The sequence below is a fragment of the Leucobacter tenebrionis genome (assembly GCF_019884725.1).
GTDB lineage: Bacteria > Actinomycetota > Actinomycetes > Actinomycetales > Microbacteriaceae > Leucobacter > Leucobacter tenebrionis.
In genome coordinates this window covers 2516038-2533472 of the sequence record NZ_CP082322.1, presented here as the reverse complement: position 1 = coordinate 2533472, position 17435 = coordinate 2516038, and the positions used below count along the sequence as shown (strand labels likewise).

General features: G+C 67.8%; 13 protein-coding genes and 1 rRNA gene. 3 read left to right on the top strand and 11 right to left on the bottom strand.

Annotated features, from left to right (window positions below; all coding sequences use genetic code 11):
* Window positions 1–109: 109 nt before the first annotated feature.
* The 4 genes from KVY00_RS11560 to speB all read right to left on the bottom strand — a co-directional run bounded on the left by KVY00_RS11560 (window position 110) and on the right by speB (window position 5344).
* Window positions 110–1640 (bottom strand): 16S ribosomal RNA (locus KVY00_RS11560).
* Window positions 1641–2453: 813 nt separating this feature from the next.
* The gene (locus KVY00_RS11555; RefSeq protein WP_223043096.1) at window positions 2454–3878 is read right to left on the bottom strand and encodes a purine-cytosine permease family protein; all 1425 of its coding nucleotides are present in this window, start codon (window positions 3876–3878) and stop codon (window positions 2454–2456) included.
* A complete protein-coding gene (locus KVY00_RS11550; RefSeq protein ID WP_223043095.1) occupies window positions 3875–4282 on the bottom strand; it encodes a YybH family protein in 408 nt (135 codons plus the stop codon). The genes KVY00_RS11555 and KVY00_RS11550 overlap by 4 nt, the downstream gene beginning before the upstream one ends.
* Before the next feature lie 114 nt (window positions 4283–4396).
* Complete coding sequence (speB, locus tag KVY00_RS11545; RefSeq protein WP_223043094.1) at window positions 4397–5344, bottom strand: agmatinase; 948 nt, start codon at window positions 5342–5344, stop codon at window positions 4397–4399.
* A 138-nt stretch (window positions 5345–5482) separates the two neighbouring features.
* Between speB and KVY00_RS11540 the strand changes: the two genes are divergently transcribed.
* Window positions 5483–6064 carry a helix-turn-helix domain-containing protein gene (locus KVY00_RS11540; RefSeq protein WP_223043093.1) on the top strand — a complete coding sequence of 194 codons (582 nt, stop codon included), beginning with the start codon at window positions 5483–5485 and terminating at the stop codon, window positions 6062–6064.
* Between the two features lie 42 nt (window positions 6065–6106).
* Here the strand turns inward: KVY00_RS11540 and KVY00_RS11535 are convergent, their stop codons facing one another.
* A complete protein-coding gene (locus tag KVY00_RS11535; RefSeq protein WP_223043092.1) occupies window positions 6107–7222 on the bottom strand; it encodes a zinc-binding dehydrogenase in 1116 nt (371 codons plus the stop codon).
* Window positions 7219–8727 (bottom strand): APC family permease, encoded by a 1509-nt coding sequence (locus tag KVY00_RS11530; RefSeq protein ID WP_223043091.1) that lies wholly within the window; start codon window positions 8725–8727, stop codon window positions 7219–7221. Before KVY00_RS11530 ends, KVY00_RS11535 begins: the two co-directional genes overlap by 4 nt.
* A gap of 251 nt (window positions 8728–8978) precedes the next feature.
* Here KVY00_RS11530 and KVY00_RS11525 point away from each other — a divergent pair, with 251 nt between their 5' ends.
* On the top strand, window positions 8979–9884 hold the full coding sequence (locus KVY00_RS11525; protein ID WP_223043090.1) for an Lrp/AsnC family transcriptional regulator: 906 nt from the start codon (window positions 8979–8981) through the stop codon (window positions 9882–9884).
* 12 nt (window positions 9885–9896) lie between these two features.
* On the opposite strand, the gene tyrS is transcribed toward KVY00_RS11525, so the two are convergent.
* The 4 genes from tyrS to argF all read right to left on the bottom strand — a co-directional run bounded on the left by tyrS (window position 9897) and on the right by argF (window position 14753).
* Window positions 9897–11213: a tyrosine--tRNA ligase gene (gene tyrS, locus KVY00_RS11520; RefSeq protein WP_305069209.1), complete on the bottom strand. Its 1317-nt coding sequence runs from the start codon at window positions 11211–11213 to the stop codon at window positions 9897–9899.
* Between the two features lie 35 nt (window positions 11214–11248).
* Entirely contained in the window at window positions 11249–12277 is a 1029-nt protein-coding gene (locus tag KVY00_RS11515; protein ID WP_223043089.1) for a hypothetical protein, read from the bottom strand.
* A gap of 41 nt (window positions 12278–12318) precedes the next feature.
* On the bottom strand, window positions 12319–13764 hold the full coding sequence (argH, locus tag KVY00_RS11510; protein ID WP_223043088.1) for an argininosuccinate lyase: 1446 nt from the start codon (window positions 13762–13764) through the stop codon (window positions 12319–12321).
* Between the two features lie 65 nt (window positions 13765–13829).
* Window positions 13830–14753: an ornithine carbamoyltransferase gene (argF, locus tag KVY00_RS11505; protein ID WP_223043087.1), complete on the bottom strand. Its 924-nt coding sequence runs from the start codon at window positions 14751–14753 to the stop codon at window positions 13830–13832.
* Between the two features lie 44 nt (window positions 14754–14797).
* On the opposite strand from argF, the gene KVY00_RS11500 reads away from it, so the two are divergent.
* A complete protein-coding gene (locus tag KVY00_RS11500; protein WP_223043086.1) occupies window positions 14798–15562 on the top strand; it encodes an HAD-IIB family hydrolase in 765 nt (254 codons plus the stop codon).
* Window positions 15563–15926: 364 nt separating this feature from the next.
* Here the strand turns inward: KVY00_RS11500 and KVY00_RS11495 are convergent, their stop codons facing one another.
* Window positions 15927–17429, bottom strand: coding sequence for a malate:quinone oxidoreductase (locus KVY00_RS11495; protein WP_223043085.1), 1503 nt, complete (start codon window positions 17427–17429; stop codon window positions 15927–15929).
* Between the last annotated feature and the right edge of the window lie 6 nt (window positions 17430–17435).

The window sequence follows — 17435 nt, the reverse complement described above, 5'->3', positions numbered from 1 at the left end:
TCACGGCATGCCGTGTTGTTTTATGTTCCACCCTTGAGCAGCATGCGTCACGCGTTTGGTGACGTTCATGCTTTCTCTGCACACCCCGGAGGGTGTGAGTGCTCCTTAGAAAGGAGGTGATCCAGCCGCACCTTCCGGTACGGCTACCTTGTTACGACTTAGTCCTAATCACCAGTCCCACCTTCGACAGCTCCCTCCCACAAGGGGTTAGGCCACCGGCTTCGGGTGTTACCGACTTTCATGACTTGACGGGCGGTGTGTACAAGGCCCGGGAACGTATTCACCGCAGCGTTGCTGATCTGCGATTACTAGCGACTCCGACTTCATGGGGTCGAGTTGCAGACCCCAATCCGAACTGAGACCGGCTTTTTGGGATTCGCTCCGCCTTACGACATCGCAGCCCTTTGTACCGGCCATTGTAGCATGCGTGAAGCCCAAGACATAAGGGGCATGATGATTTGACGTCATCCCCACCTTCCTCCGTGTTGACCACGGCAGTATCCCATGAGTTCCCACCATCACGTGCTGGCAACATAGGACGAGGGTTGCGCTCGTTGCCGGACTTAACCGAACATCTCACGACACGAGCTGACGACAACCATGCACCACCTGTACACCAGTGTCCAAAGAGTTGACCATTTCTGGCCCGTTCTGGTGTATGTCAAGCCTTGGTAAGGTTCTTCGCGTTGCATCGAATTAATCCGCATGCTCCGCCGCTTGTGCGGGCCCCCGTCAATTCCTTTGAGTTTTAGCCTTGCGGCCGTACTCCCCAGGCGGGGAACTTAATGCGTTAGCTACGACACAGAACCCGTGGAACAGGCCCTACATCTAGTTCCCAACGTTTACGGCATGGACTACCAGGGTATCTAATCCTGTTCGCTCCCCATGCTTTCGCTCCTCAGCGTCAGTTACGGCCCAGAGATCTGCCTTCGCCATCGGTGTTCCTCCTGATATCTGCGCATTCCACCGCTACACCAGGAATTCCAATCTCCCCTACCGCACTCTAGCCTGCCCGTACCCACCGCAGACCCGAAGTTGAGCCTCGGGCTTTCACGGCAGACGCGACAAGCCGCCTACGAGCTCTTTACGCCCAATAATTCCGGACAACGCTTGCACCCTACGTATTACCGCGGCTGCTGGCACGTAGTTAGCCGGTGCTTTTTCTCCAGGTACCGTCACCCAAAGGCTTCTTCCCTGACAAAAGAGGTTTACAACCCGAAGGCCGTCATCCCTCACGCGGCGTTGCTGCATCAGGCTTGCGCCCATTGTGCAATATTCCCCACTGCTGCCTCCCGTAGGAGTCTGGGCCGTGTCTCAGTCCCAGTGTGGCCGGTCACCCTCTCAGGCCGGCTACCCGTCGTCGCCATGGTGAGCCATTACCCCACCATCCAGCTGATAGGCCGCGAGTCCATCCCCAACCGATAAATCTTTCCCGCACCAGGCCATGCGACCAGTGCGCGTATCCAGTATTAGACACCGTTTCCAGCGCTTATCCCAGAGTCAGGGGCAGGTTACTCACGTGTTACTCACCCGTTCGCCACTCATCCACCCCCTGCAAGCAGGGAGCTTCAGCGTTCGACTTGCATGTGTTAAGCACGCCGCCAGCGTTCGTCCTGAGCCAGGATCAAACTCTCCGTAAAAAAACAAATGCGAACACGACAACGGAATAAGCCGCCGCGCTCACGAGTCTGACCTGACAAAAAAGACCAAACATCAACTGACATTCAATCCATTGTCCAAAAAACATCACCAACACCAACCACAACAGTCAATGCCGGCAACAAAATAATTGGCATAAAACAATCAAGTGCACACTATTGAGTTCTCAAAGACCAGACACCACCCGTACCAACCCAACGGCCTTCCGAACAGCAACCTGTCCAACTTACCACCCGAACCTGCTCCACGCAAATCCGACTCGTTCAGACGAACGAGCATCAGAATCCCATCCTCATCGGGATGAGACCTCAGTGGTGAGATCGAGAGTCTCACTTTACACTCCCGAGCAGACTTCATCAAGTCCCTCGCGGGGTGATCCTCGTGAGATCCGATTCGCAACCGATCCGGGCCGCTTCCGCGTCCCGCTCCGTCGCGCTGACAAGGGAATACATTACGCCCAACCCCCACCCACCACAACAACCACACACACCCCGGGCGTGTCCCCGCACCAAACCGCCAAACCCACCCCCAAACAAACACCACCCCACACCAGCACTCAACAGCGCTGCAACACTCAAAACCCACCCCCTCCGCACCTCCAGACGCGCACCCCGGGCGCGCCGTCCCGCCGCGCCCAAGCACACGAAGAACGCGAACGCCCCGCCCCCTTCGACAGACTCAGGGGACGGGGCGCGGCGGGATCCGAAACGGGGCTCGGCGGGTTCAGGGATGGGCGGGCACGCTCGAAGAGACAGGGCAGAGCATGAAGCGCGGGCCCGCCCACGGAGTCGCGCTCAGCCTTCCAGTCGCAGCGCGGCGGTCTCGTCGGCGCCGTCGAGCAGGTGCCCGGTGGGATTCGCGTCGCGCGGATCCCGAAGCCCCAGCGCACCGCCCCTTCCGATCAGCACCATGAGCCCCAGGTACAGCAGGAAGCTCACCGCGAACGCCGGGATGTTCGCGCCGATCGGGCTCGGCACCACATAGGCGAGCACGTACGACAGCGCCGCGCCGATCACCCAGACCCCCACGGCGATCCAGTTCACGCCGCCCGCGTACCAGTACCGGCTCTCCGGCCGCTCGTGCAGGATCTGCCGCGAGTACCCGCGGCGCTTCAGCAGGTAGTAATCGGCGATCATGATCGCGAAGACCGGCACGAAGAACGCGCTGATGACGAACAGGAAGTCGGTGAACTGATTCAGCAGCCCCAGGAAGGTCGAACCGATCACCGAGATCACGCCGAGCACGATCGCGGTGGGCAGGAACCTGAGGTGCCACTTCGACTGAGCGTTGACCACCGAGGTGACCATGCCGAACACCACCATCGTGTTCGTCGCCATCACCGACAGGAAGATCGCGATGCCGAGCGGCCACCCGAACTCCGCCACGATCACAGACGGGTCGAACGGGATCGCCTCGTGCCCGCGCAGCAGCACGGCGCTGAAGGCGACCAGGCCCAGGAACATCGAGATCGACGTCGACAGGGTGTAGCCGATCCCCGATCCGACGATCCCGGCGGTGCTGCTCTTCGCGTGCCGGTTCATGTCGGCCGAGAGCACCGTCCACGAGATCGCGGTCGCGATGACCATGTCGAGTGTGATGAACGGGGTGCCGCCCAGGGACGCGTCGACCGGGATCGCGGCGAACTCGGCCGGGCTGAAGGCGCCGAACGCGGCCGCGAAGACGAAGCCCATGACCACGAGGATCGCGAGCGCCAGCCACGGCTCGACCCGCGAGATGCCCGTGTGACCGAAGATCGCGAGCACCACGACGATGGCCTGGCAGATCGCCGAGAAGAGCATCGGGTTCGAGAACCCGGTCGCCTCGTGCACGAGGTAGTTGACGGTGACCCCCGCGAGCATGGCCTGCACCCAACTCCACCCCATCAGGATGATGAGGTTCGCGGCCGCGGGGAGCAGGCTGCCGCGAATGCCGAACGATCCGCGCGTGAGCGCCATGGTCGGCAGGCCGGTGCGAGTACCCATGTTGCCGATCAGCACCAGCACCACGACGCCGATGAGGGTGCCGACCACAATCATGGCCGATGCCGTGCCGAACGAGACCGCCGGCGTGAACAGGGTGCCGGTCAGCAGGGTGGTGACGACGAGGTTCGCCGCCAACCAGATCATCGCGATCCTCAGCAGCGATTGCGTGCCGCGGACCGGCCCAGCGGAGTCATCGTGGCCGTCGAGGCTGACGGCCATCGTCTCGGGAGAGGTCACGCCGCGCCCTCCTCGGTCGGCACGGTCGAGAGGTGCTCGTGGATGGCCTCGAGTCCGTCCTCGACCGACCGGAAGATGATGCTCTCGCGCTCGACGTACGAGTCGGGGCCGTCTGCGGAGTCGATGCTCGTCGCGACGGTGTGGCTGAACACCGCTCCGCCGGGGAAGGTCTGCACGAGACGCTCACTGGAGCTGCAGGCCGTGACTCGCCATCCGGAGGCGAGCCATCCCGCCCAGAGCGCTTCGTACTCGGCGCGGGAGTTCAGGCGGGCCGGCTCGGGGTGGAACACGAAGCTGGCGTCCGGGGCGAACCCGGCGAAGTAAGCGTCGGTATCGGTTGCGGCGAACGCCTCGATGATGGCGTCGGCCGCGGCGAGCACCTCGGCCTCTGTGGGGGTGCGCATGCGAATGCTCCCTTGGATTCTTGGTTCGATTGGAGGATCGCGGATCGGCACCCGCGTCTGCCGGGTGCGCGGGATCGGCGACCGGCACCGATCCCGCGCACCCGTCCGTGCGGATCAGTCGCGTCCGGCCATGGCGCTCACGAGCTCGTACACGACGTGGCTCGCGGCGACGGCGGTGATCTGCGCGTGGTCGTAGGCCGGGGCGACCTCGACGACGTCGGCGCCCACGATCTGCAGATCGGCGAGGCCGCGGATGAGTCGGAGCATCTCGCGGCTGGTGAGACCGCCTGCCTCGGGCGTGCCGGTGCCCGGCGCGTGCGAGGGATCCAGCACATCGATGTCGATCGAGATGTAGAGCGGCTTATCGCCCACGCGCTCGCGGATCTTCTCAAGCGCGGCGGGGATCCCGTGCTCCTCGATGAACTCGCTGGTGACGATCTGGAAGCCGAGCTTCACATCGTCCTCGAGGTCGCTCTTGCCGTAGAGGGGGCCGCGGGTGCCGCCGTGCATCGAGGCGGTGAGATCGATGAGGCCCTCCTCCGATGCGCGGCGGAAGGGGGTGCCGTGCGTCGTGGGAGCGCCGAAGTAGGTGTCCCAGGTGTCGAGGTGGGCGTCGAAGTGCAGCACCGCGACCGGCCCGTGCTTCTTGTTGATGGCGCGTAGCAGCGGCAGTGCGATCGTGTGGTCGCCGCCGATCGTGACGATCTTGTCGACCTTCTCGCCGAGTTCGGTCGCGGCCTCCTCGACCTGGCGCACGGCCTCATCGAGGCTGAACGGGTTCGCCACGATGTCACCGGCGTCGACGACCTGCTTGCGGGCGAACGGAGAGATGTCCTGCGCCGGGTTGTAGGGGCGCAGGAGACGCGAGGCCTCGCGCACGTGCGAGGGACCGAAGCGAGCGCCCGGGCGGAAGCTGACGCCGGTGTCGAAGGGGACGCCGACGACCGCGATGTCGGCAGCGGGTACGTCCTCGATGCGCGGCAGCTTGGCGAAGGTTGCGATTCCGGCGTAGCGCGGGGTGAGGCTGGCGTCGACGGGCCCCTGGGGGGTGTGGTCGGTCACGTTCCCACTTCCTTTCGAAGTTGTCTTATAGTAAACATGCGAGTTCCATGAGAGAACTTGCACTCACTATAGGCTGGAGCGTCCCGCAAGGTCAACGACACGACCGGGATCCGCCCGACAGCGAAGAGGGAGAATGCCATGCGACCCGTGCACCCCACGGCCGACGAGACGCCGGTGCGGATCGGCGCCCAGCTGCGCTCCTCCCGCCTCGCCCAGGCGATGACGCTCGAGCAGCTCGCCGGGGCGACCGGCTTGACGAAGGGCTTCCTCAGCCGCATCGAACGCGACGACACCATGCCGAGCGTGCCCACGCTCGTGCAGATCTGCCAGGCGCTCTCGCTTCCCGTCGGCAACCTGTTCGAGGCCCCCGACATGCAGCGAGTCGCCCTCGCCGACGCGCCCCGCATCAACATGGGCGGCTCGGGCGCCGACGAACGGCTGGTCACTCCCCGCACGGAGGAGCGGGTGCAGCTGCTGCGCTCGTCCCTGAAACCGCACGCGAGCGGGGGCGACGAGCTCTACACCGTCAACTGCAGCGTCGAGACGATGCATGTGATCGCCGGCACCGTGAGCCTGGTGTTCGCGGGCCGCGAGGAGACGCTGGACGCCGGGGACACGCTGACCTTCCCGGGCCGCACTCCGCACAGCTGGCGCACCGGGGAGGCCGGGGCCGAGGTGGTGTGGGTGCTGGTGCCCGCGGCGTGGAGCGGATCGGCATAGCGGGTGGTCCCGCCCGCAACGGGCGGGACCACCCGATCCGGATCAGGCCTCGGTCTCGGTCTCAGTCTCGGGGATCAGGATCCCCCGCAGGCCGATACCGGCCTTGAGATCCTCGAACGCGAGCTCCGCCTCCCGCAGGGGGCGAGTCGCACCCACGAGCTGGTCGAGCGGCAGACGCCCGGCGAGGTACAGCCCCGCGAGACGGGGGATGTCGATCGCGGCGACGCTCGATCCGTAGTTGCAGCCGAGGATGCGCTTGCCCTGATCCGCCAGATCGAAGGCGTCGATCGGCACCTTCGCGCCGATCGGGGGCATGCCCACGACCACGGCCGCCCCGCCCGCCCGGATCATCGCGGGCAGCTGCTCGATGAGGCGCGGGCTGCCGACCGCCTCGAAGGCGTAGTCGGCCCCGCCGAGGTGCTCCTGGCACCAGGCGACCACGTCGACCGCCGCCCCGTCGAGGGTCACGGTCGCGCCGAAGCGCTCGGCGGCCTCGCGCCGTTCGGCGGAGAGATCGACCGCGACGATCGTGCCCGCCCCGGCCAGGCGCAGACCCATGATGGTCGCGAGCCCGACGCCCCCGCAGCCGACGACCACCGCCGTCTCACCGGGACGCACCTGCGCGGTGTTCACCGCCGCGCCCACGCCCGTGGTCACCGCGCAGCCGAGCAGCGCGCCCACCTCGAACGGCAGCTCGGGCGCCACCTTGATCGCTGCGGAGCGCGGCACGACCACCGTGCCGGTGAAGGCGCCGAGGCCGAGGAACGGCCACACCTCTTCGCCGTTCGAGCTGAAGGCCGTACCGCCGTCGGGCAGGACGTTCTCGACGGCACGGGTGCCGGTGCAGAGCCAGGCCTTCCCCGAGGCGCAGCGATCGCAGCGACCGCACGGCGCGAACCACGACAGCACGACGTGGTCGCCCGGCTGCAGCTCGACGCCTTCGCCGACCTCCGTCACGACCCCCGCAGCCTCGTGCCCCAGCACGAGCGGGCGCTCCTCGGGCCAGTCCCCGTTCAGGATATGCAGATCGGAGTGGCAGACCCCGGCCGCGCGGATCTCGACCGCGACCTCCCCTGCGCGCGGCGCGCGAACCGATACCTCGCGGACGCGGAGCCCCGCGCCGGGTTCGAAGACGATGGCTGGTGCGGTGGCGTTCATCGCGCGACCTCCTGTTTCTGCGCGGGATCCGCGACTTCGAGATGGGGTTTCTTCACGGCCAGATAGATCAGCCCGATCACGATGAGCACGCTGAACACCAGGATCACGGCCCACACCTGCACCCAGGTGCCGTCGACGGGCGCGAGCTCGACCCGCGGCCAGGCGACGTTGACGACCTCGAACAGCAGCCAGATCACGGCGATCACGTTGACGACCAGACCGAAGCGACCGAGCCTGAACGATCCGCGGCTCGGATCCCAGCGTCCGGTGAGGCGCGCCCACAGGGCGACCGAGGCCACGATCAGGAAGACGATGTAGAAGCCGCCCGAGCCGAACGAGATCAGCGTGGCCGCGGCGTTGCCGTTGAGGCCGAGCAGCAGACCGGCTCCGGCGAGAACGGCGGTGGTGACCAGAGAGACGTGGGGGATCTCCTTCTTCCCGATCCGCGAGAGCGGCTTCGCGAAGGGGATCTGGCGGTCGCGGGCGAAGCTGTAGACCATGCGCCCGATGTAGGTCTGGATCGAGATGGCGCAGGCGAAGAACGCGATGAGCACGACGACGATGAACGGCTTCTCGCTCCAGCCGCCGAACGCCTCGGTGATCGAGGCGAGCACCGGGTCTGCGAGCTCGCCGTTCACGGCGCGAGCCGGATCCTGCAGCGAGAGTGTCACGGCGGTGCCGCTCAGCAGCACCGTGATGCCGACGAACAGGAAGGATCGCAGCATCGCGCGCGGCACCGTGCGGCGCGGCTCATGAGCTTCCTCGGCGACCTGGGTCGTCGCGTCGAAGCCGAGGAACGCCCAGCCCGCGACCGCGAGGCAGACGAGGAAGCCCGAGAACACCGACCCGCCCGCGTTCGCCTCGGCGCCGAGGGTGCTGAACAGGGTGCCGAGATCGTTGTGCATGAAGAAGACGATCAGAAGCAGGCTCACCACGATCGAGGCCACACCCTCCGCGACGATCCCCGCGCTCAGGAAGTGCTTCACCGGGTTCACGCCCAGCAGGTTGATTCCCAGAGCGACGACGAGGAAGATCGCGCCGTAGAGCACGAGGCCGCCCGCGTTGTCCGCGGTGTCGCCGACGAGCGCCTTCATCCAGACTCCGCCGAGGTAGGCCACCGTCGAGAGCGAGGCGATGGCCGCCGCGAGATAGACCCACCCCGTCATCCACCCGAGCCGCGGCCCGGCGAGACGGCGCACCCACTGGTACACGCCGCCGGTCATCGGGAACTGCGAGGCGAGCTGGGCGTACACGGTCGCGACGAAGAACTGGCCGACGAAGGCGATCAGCACAGCCCAGAGCCACAGCGGGCCTGCGAACGTGAAGCCGAGCTGCACGACCGCGTAGATACCGACGACGGGGGAGATGGTCGCGAAGCCGAGCGCGAACACGGACCACAGCGAGAGGGAGCGTTTGAGCTCCTGCTGGTACCCGTAATCTGCGAGCTCGAGCGCGTCGCCGTCCCGGCCGCCGACGTCGTCGGAGGAGGGTGAGGGGGAGGACATGTCGGGGCTACCTTTCGTCGTTGAGAGATGGACGGATCGGGGCGGCCTCGCGACTGCGCCGTTCCGCCCCGTCGCGGCCCCGGTCAGACACGACAGTAGACGGGATGCTCGGTGATGAGAACCGAAAACGGAGAGATATTCGCGGTGCTCTGCGTTTACGTCCCCACCTTTCTCGAATCATGAGAGAATCGGTGGATATCAGGGTCGATCCATCGTGAAACGGCCCGCCCGAGCCGAGAGATTCGAAGACCGTGGAGCACCGAGATCCCATCGCACCCCAGGTGCTCAAGGCGCTGCGCGAGAACGGGCGGGCGAGCTACACCCGCATCGCGGAGTCGCTCGGCATCACCCGCAAGCGCGTCACCCAGATCGTGCAGCGGGCGGTGGAGCACGAGGAGATCGCCTTCACCGTGTCGGTGAGCCCCGATCTCCTCGCCCTGCAGCGCTTCGGCTACGTCCAACTGCGCCTCGACGGGCCGGCCGCCCCGGTCAGGGACGCCCTTGTGGCGATGCCGGAGACCACCTTCGTGGCCGACATCAGCGGCGACGCCCCGCTCGACGCCGAGATCCGCGTGCGGGCGGATCCGCATCTGCAGCAAACCCTCGACCGCATCCGCGGGCTCCCCGGGGTGCGCGAGATGCAGACGCACCTGTACGAGAGCATCGAGATCAACCTCTACTCCCCGCTGCGCACTGACCGCGCCGGGTTCCGCCTCGACGCCGTCGACCGGGCGATCGTGCGGCACCTGCAGCTCGACGGACGCGCCTCGTTCCTGGATCTGGCCGAGGCCGCCGGGGTGTCTCCGAGCGGGGCCCGCCTGCACCTCAGGCGCCTCGTGCAGCACAACGCGGTCAAGGTCGTCGGCATCCCCGTGCGCCGCAACGCCCCCGGAGTGCCGACGCTCGGCGTCGGCATCCAGGTGCGCGGCGAACTGCAGGCGGCGCTCGAACGGGTGCGCAGCCTCGAGCCCGAGTTCCTCGCCGTGACCATCGGCGCCCACGAACTGATCGCCACGTTCTCCGCCGATTCCGTCGAGCAGTTGCTCGACCTCTCCGATCAGCTGCGGGCGAGCCCCGAGATCACCGCGATCCGCACCTGGACCAATCTGCGCATCGTCAAAGAGGAGTACGGGCGCGGCGACCGTCTCGCCGAGTGAGCGCTCCGGTGCTCAACCCGCGACGATCCCCGCCAGGGTCTTCTTGCCGCGGCGCAGCACGGCGAACCGCCCGTGCAGCAGATCCGCCGCCTCGAGCGCGCGATCCTCGGATTCCACCGCCGCATTGTTCACGTAGACACCGCCCTGAGCGATCGCGCGACGCGCCTCGCCCAGGCTCTTGACGAGACCGGTCTCGACCATGAGCTGCGCCACCGACGCCCCCGCGGAGCCCGCCGCCTGCGGCAGCTCCGACACCGCTCCCCGAAGCGTCGCCTCATCGAGCGCGGTGAGATCCCCGCGCCCGAACAGCGCCTCCGATGCGTCGATCGCGCCCTGGGCCGCCGCCGCTCCGTGCACCAGCGTCGTCACCTCGAGCGCGAGCCGCTTCTGGGCGGCGCGCTTGAAGGGCTCCTCGGCGACCTGGCGCTCGTAGTCCTCGATCTCGGCGCGCGACAGGAAGGTGAACACCTTCAGGCGGTCGATCACGTCGGCGTCGGCCTGGTTGAGCCAGAACTGGTAGAAGGTGTACGGCGAGCACATCTCGGGGTCGAGCCAGATCGCGTTGCCCTCGCTCTTGCCGAACTTCGTGCCGTCGGCGTTCGTGATGAGCGGGGTGCCGACCGCGTGCGCAGACCGTCCCTCGACCTTGCGGATGAGGTCGGTGCCGCTCGTGAGGTTGCCCCACTGGTCGCTGCCGCCCGACTGCAGCACGCAGTCGTACTGGCGGTAGAGCTCGAGGAAGTCGAAGCCCTGCAGCACCTGGTAGCTGAACTCGGTGTAGCTGATCCCCTCGTCCGAGTTGAGGCGCGCCGCGACCGCGTCCTTCTTGAGCATGGTGCCGACGCGGAAGTGCTTGCCGATCTCGCGCAGGAAGTCGATCGCGCTCAGCGGCGCCGTCCAGTCGAGGTTGTTGACGAGCCGCACGGCGTTGTCTCCCTCTGCCGAGAGGAAGCGCGACACCTGGGCCTGCAGACGGGTCACCCACTCGCCCACGGTGTCGCGGCTGTTGAGCGTCCGCTCCGCGGTGGGGCGCGGATCGCCGATCAGCCCGGTGGATCCGCCGACCAGACCGAGCGGCTTGTGCCCCTTGAGCTGCAGTCGGCGCAGCAGCAGCAGCTGCACGAGGTTGCCCAGGTGCAGGCTGGGAGCGGTCGGGTCGAAGCCGCAGTAATAGGTGAACGGCTCACCCTCGAGCAGCTCTGACAGCGCCTCGGGGTCGGTCGATACGTGCACCAGCCCGCGCCACTGCAGCTCGTCCCACAGGGTGGGGAAGCTGTCGTCGTTGCGCTGGGCGGCCAGGATCTCGGCTCGTTCTTCTGCTACAGACACGCCTCACATCGTACCGCGGATGCTGCGGCTCGGCGTCACTCGCGGAACAGCATCATGCCGCTCTGACTGCTCCAGATCCGCTCCTGCTCGGGGGCGTCAGCGGTCCCCATGAGGCTCTCGGCCGGAATCGGGGTGCCCGCCGGGTAGTAGGTGCCGAACGGGGCGCCCTCTGCGCTGAGGGCGATGGTGCCGTCGCCCTCGGCCGAGAAGCCGGTGAAGGGCCAGGTCTCACCCGTTTCTTCGATCGTGAAGTCCGGGTAGGCGATCGTCACGCAGCCGTAGGCCTCGTGGCTCTGCGGAGCCTCGCACCAGCGCCCGTTCGCCGTCTCGGGCCCCGATGCTTCGGGCTCCGGCAGCGAGCGACCGGCGAGCACCCAGGCCCGGGTCACCCTCTTCGTGGTGACGCTCTCCGCGCCCTCGCCGTCGGCGCCCACCGCGACCGTCCAGAGATCCTCACCTCGATCGATGATGGGAGCCGAGTCGTCGTCGGGCACGAGCAGCTCCTCGAAGCGCTCACCGTCGCCGTCCAGGCGGGTGTAGGCCACCAGATAGCCGTCCGGCGGCGTGAACGCCCCGCCGTTCACCGCGACGAACATCGACCCGTCCTCGAGCTCGAGCCACAGCGGGTCGGGCTCGTCGGAGGCCTCGGTCGGGGCCGGTGCGGTGCCGTCCAGCTGGATCATCCGCAGGGTCGTCGCCTCCGGCTCGGCCTCATCGAGGCACGCGATCCGATCGCGCTGCTCGGTGAGCCAGCAGGCCGAGAGCGCGTCTGCGGTGCTGCCGCAGGCGATGGTGTTCTCGCCCGCTCCGTGCTCGGAGGCGCGGCAGGTGTCTGCGGGGATCGCGTAGCCGCCCGCGAGAGTGCTGTCATCGACGCTCCACCCATCGGCCGTCGTGCCGTCCTCGGTGAACGGAGCGACCTCGATGACCTCGGTCGCGGGCTCCGGCGTCGCGGTGGGGGTGCTCTCGGTGGGCTCCGGATCCGCCCCTCCTCCGCAGCCGGCGAGCCCGAGTCCCAGCACGACGGTCGCGGCGACGGTCAGCAGTGCATTGCGTGCGCGCATTCGATCCCCCATTCGATAGCTGCGTCGATCCTGCTGGCGGACTACGCCGCGCGGAACTCCGCTATCCGTTCCGCCAGGCGGGCGAGCTGCTCGTCGACGCGCACGCGAGCGGTGCCACCGGCACCCGTGCGCGAGTTCACCGATCCCTCGATCGTGAGCACGTCGCGCACGCCGGGCGTCAGGTGCTCGGACACGCTCAGCAGCTCGTCATCGCTCGGTTCGTGCAGCTCGATCCCGCGCTCCTCGCAGTACCGCACCAGCTCCCCCGAGATCTCGTGCGCGTCGCGGAAGATCACCCCCTGCTTCACCAGCCACTCGGCGACGTCGGTGGCGAGCGAGAAGCCCTGCGGCGCCAGCTCGGCCATGCGGGCGGTGTCGAAGCTCATCGTCGCGACCATGCCGGTGAACGCGGGCAGCAGCACCTCCAGCTGCTGCACCGAGTCGAAGACGGGCTCCTTGTCCTCCTGCAGGTCGCGGTTGTAGGCGAGCGGCAGGCCCTTGAGCGTGGCGAGCAGCCCCGTGATGTTGCCGATGAGGCGGCCCGACTTGCCGCGCGCCAGCTCGGCGATATCGGGGTTCTTCTTCTGCGGCATGATGCTCGAGCCCGTGGAGTAGCCGTCGTGCAGGCGCACGAAGCCGAACTCCTTGGTGTTCCAGATGATGATCTCCTCGCTGAGGCGAGAGAGATCGATGCCGATCTGGGCGCAGATGAAGGCGAACTCGGCGACGACGTCGCGGGCCGCGGTGCCGTCGATGGAGTTCTCGAGCGGATCGCCGAGGCCGAGCTCGCGGGCGACGAGTCGGGGATCGAGGCCGAGCGAGGATCCCGCGAGCGCTCCCCCACCGTAGGGTGAGGAGCTCGCACGCCGCGACCAGTCGCGCAGGCGCTCGAGATCGCGCACGATCGGCCACGCGTGCGCGGCGAGCTGGTGGGCGAGCAGCACGGGCTGGGCGTGCTGCAGATGCGTGCGGCCGGGCAGGATCGCCTCGGGGTGCCGCCCCGCCTGCTCGGCGATGGCGTCGAGCAGGTCGAGCAGCATGCCCTTGATGACGGCGGCGTGATCGAGCAGGTAGAGGCGCACGAGGGTGGCGATCTGGTCATTGCGGCTGCGGCCCGCGCGGAGCTTGCCGCCGAGCTGCACGCCCGTGATCTCGATGAGCAGGCGCTCGAGTGCGGAGTGCACGTCTTCGTCGTCCTCGGCGGGCACGGCCCGGCCGTCGGCCACGCGCGCCGAGAGCTCGTCGAGGGCGGCGTGCATGTCCTCGAGCTCCTGCGCGCTGAGGTACCCCGCTGCGGCGAGCGCGGAGGCGTGCGCCTTCGAACCGCGGATGTCGTACTGGGCGAGCACCCAGTCGAACTGGGTCGACTTGCTCAGCGCGGCGAGCGCGGGCGACGGGCCGCTCGCGAAGCGTCCGCCCCAGAGGGCTCCGGCCTCCGCCGCTCGATTGCCGGTCTCGGTCTGCGTGTTCTCGTTCGCCTCAGTCACCCGACCAGCTTACCTTTCGGCCGGGTTCCGGGGCCCTGCGATGGGCGGCCCCCGGTCGCCGCGCCCTACCCCTGCGCGAGCAGCCAGGCCATGAGGGCCTTCTGCGCGTGCACCCGGTTCTCCGCCTCATCCCACACCACGCTCTGCGGGCCGTCGATCACCTCGGGAGCGACCTCGTACTCCCGGTAGGCGGGCAGGCAGTGCAGGAAGACCGCGTCGGGATCCGCGTGACCCATCAGCTCGGGGCTCACCCGGAATGCGCCGAAGGTCGCGATGCGCGCAGCCTTCTCCTCCTCCTGCCCCATCGACACCCAGGTATCCGTGATCACGGCGTCGGCACCGCGCACGGCCTCGACGGGATCGGTGAGGATCGTCACGCTGCCGCCGGTCTCGGCGGCGATCCGCTTCGCGTCGGCGACGATGTCCGCACGCGGGTGGTACCCCTCGGGGCCGGCGACGCGGATGTGGATCCCCGCGGTCGCGAAGCCGAGCAGATAGGAGTGCCCCATGTTATTGGCGGCGTCGCCCACGTAGGTCGCGGTGAGGCCGGCGAGTTCGCCCTTCCGCTCGCGGATCGTCTGCAGATCGGCGAGGATCTGGCAGGGGTGGAAGTCGTCGCTGAGCGAGTTGATCACCGGCACCGTGGCGTGCTCGGCCATCTCCTCGAGGCCCGAGTGCGCGTAGGTGCGCCACACGATCATCGACACCATGCGCGAGAGCACCTTCGCGGTGTCCGAGATCGATTCCTTGACCCCCAGCTGCGCCTCGCCGGGGTTGACGACGATGGGGGAACCGCCCAGTTCGGCGATGCCGGCGGCGAAGCTGAAACGGGTGCGCGTCGAGGTCTTGTCGAAGAACACGGCCACCGACTGCGGGCCCGCGAGCGGGCGCTCCGAGTAGGGCTCCCGCTTGAGGCGCGCCGCCAGGTCGAGCACCTGTCGCTGCTCGGCGGGCGTGAGGTCGTCGTCTCGCAGGAAGTGTCTGGTCACGCTTCAAGCCTAGTAGCTGTCGACGCCGTGGAAGGATAGGGGCCATGACCGAGCTGCCCCGCCTCATCGCATTCGACCTCGACGACACCCTGGCACCCTCGAAATCCCCGGTCGACCCGCGCATGCTCGCCGTGTTCGCGCGGTTGCTCGGTCGCACCGCCGTCGCCGTGATCTCGGGAGGCAACTTCGAGCAGTTCCAGACGCAGCTGGTCGACCGGCTCGACGCGTTCGAGGACGTCGACGAGGCCGCCCTCGAGCGCCTGCACCTGCTGCCGACCTGCGGCACCCGCTACGAACGGCGCGAGGGCGGCCGCTGGGTCACCGTCTACCGCGAGAACCTCTCCCCCGAGGAGCGCGACGCCGCGCTCACCGCGCTCACCGAGGAAGCCGAGCGGCTGGGACTGTGGGAGGCCGAGCCCTGGGGTGAGATCCTCGAGGATCGCGGATCGCAGGTCACCTTCTCCGCTCTCGGGCAGCGCGCCCCCGTCAGCGCCAAGCAGGAGTGGGACCCCGACGGAGCGAAGAAGAGCGCGCTGCGCGCGGCGGTGGCGGATCGACTGCCCGGGCTCGAGGTGCGCAGCGGCGGCTCGACCTCGGTCGACATCACGCGGCGCGGGATCGACAAGGCCTACGGCATGCGCAAGCTCGAGGCGCACACGGGGATCGCGCTCGACGACATGCTGTTCGTGGGCGACCGGCTCGATCCCGACGGCAACGACTACCCGGTGAAGGCGCTCGGCGTGGCCTGCCACGAGGTCGAGGGCTGGGAGGACACCGCCGACTACCTCGAACGCCTGCTCGCCTGCTGATCCTGACCCAGCTTTCCCGGCGCCCGCCATTTTCCCGGCGCCCGCCGCTTTCCCCGCGCCCGCCGCTTTCCCCGCGCCCGCCGTTTTCCCCCTTCCGCAACTTTCCCCGCGCCGGCCGCCCCTCCTGCTCTCCCCCACACCTCCGCGCACCGATCGACCTTCAAGCACACCGGATTGCGGGTTTCGGTGTGTTTGAAGGCCGATCGGTGCGGCTAGGTAAAGGCGGGGGCGCCTGGGCGCGGCTCGGTGGAGCGGCTCGGTGGCGCGGGGGCGAGACGCCCGACCCCTGGAACGCGAAGAGGGCGCCCTCTCGGACGCCCTCCGTGCAAGTAGGTCGGTGGACCCGACCGCGGTCTGATGCCGGTTAAGCCCCGACCCCGGACTGCGCCGCCGGCGCGAGGCCGAGCACCTCTGCGGTCTCGGCGAGCGTCGCCGCTGCCGCCGCGGCATCACCGTTGACCCCCTCGCCGAGCGCGGGGATCTGCTGCTTGAAGGCGCTCTTCCAGCGCTGCTCGAACTGCTCGGGGAAGCAGCGCTGCAGCACCCCGACCATGGCGTGCACCGCGGTCGAAGCACCGGGCGAAGCGCCGAGCAGGCCCGCGATCGAGCCCTCGGCGCCCGTGATGACCTCGGTGCCGAACTGGAGGATGCCGCCCTTCTGGGGGTCCTTCTTCATGACCTGCACGCGCTGGCCCGCGGTGATCATCTCCCAGTCCTCGGTGCGGGCGGTGGGCATGTACTCGCGCAGCGACGCCATCTGCTTCTCGCGGCTCGCGAGCACCTCGCCGAGGAGGTACTTCTCGAGCGAGAACTCGGTGAGGCCGACCTTGAGCATGGGGCCGAGGTTGTGGGCGCGCACGGATCCCGGCAGGTCCCACCACGAGCCCTTCTTCAGGAAGTTGGGGCTGAACCCGGCGTAGGGGCCGAAGAGCAGGCTCTCCTTGCCGTCGACGATGCGGGTGTCGAGGTGGGGCACCGACATGGGGGGTGCGCCCACCGCGGCCTTGCCGTACACCTTGGCGCGGTGCTGCTTCACGATCTCGGGGTTGTCGCACTTGAGGAACTTGCCGCTGATCGGGAAGCCGCCGAAGCCCTTGATCTCGGGGATGCCCGAGGTCTGCAGCAGGGGCAGCGCACCGCCGCCGGCGCCCACGAACACGAACTTGGCGTTGACGATGGTGCGGCCGTGGCCGGAGAGGTTCTCGACGTGCACGTTCCAGGTGCCGTCGGCCTGACGACGCAGCTTGGAGACGCGCTGCTCGAGGTGCAGACCGGCACCCTCGGTCACGAGGTGGTCGATGAGCTGACGGGTGACGGCGCCGAAGTCGACATCGGTACCGCTCTCTGAGCGTGTGGCCGCGAAGACCTCGTCCTTGGCGCGGCGGTCGACGAGCAGGGGCGCCCACTCGGCGATCTGCGCGGGATCCTCGCTGAACTCCATGTCGGAGAACAGGGGCTCGCTCTTCAGCAGCTCATAGCGCCGACGAAGGTAGTCGACGTTCGCCTCGCCGCGCACGAAGGTCATGTGCGGGGTGGCATTGATGAACGATGAGGGATTGCGCAGCACGCCCTGCTTGACGAGCGACGACCACCACTGCCGCGACAGCTGGAACTGCTCGTTGATGTCGATGGCCTTGGACGCAGAAAGACTGCCGTCCTTGCCCTCAGGCATGTAGTTGAGCTCGCAGAGCGCGGCGTGGCCGGTGCCCGCGTTGTTCCAGGCGTTGCTGCTCTCGGTCGCAACCTGGGAGCGGGATTCGAAGATCTCGATCGACCAGTCGGGCTGGACCTGCTTGATCAGGGTGCCAAGCGTGGCGCTCATTACGCCACCGCCGACGAGGACGACGTCTACCGTGTTCTTACTCACGGTCGC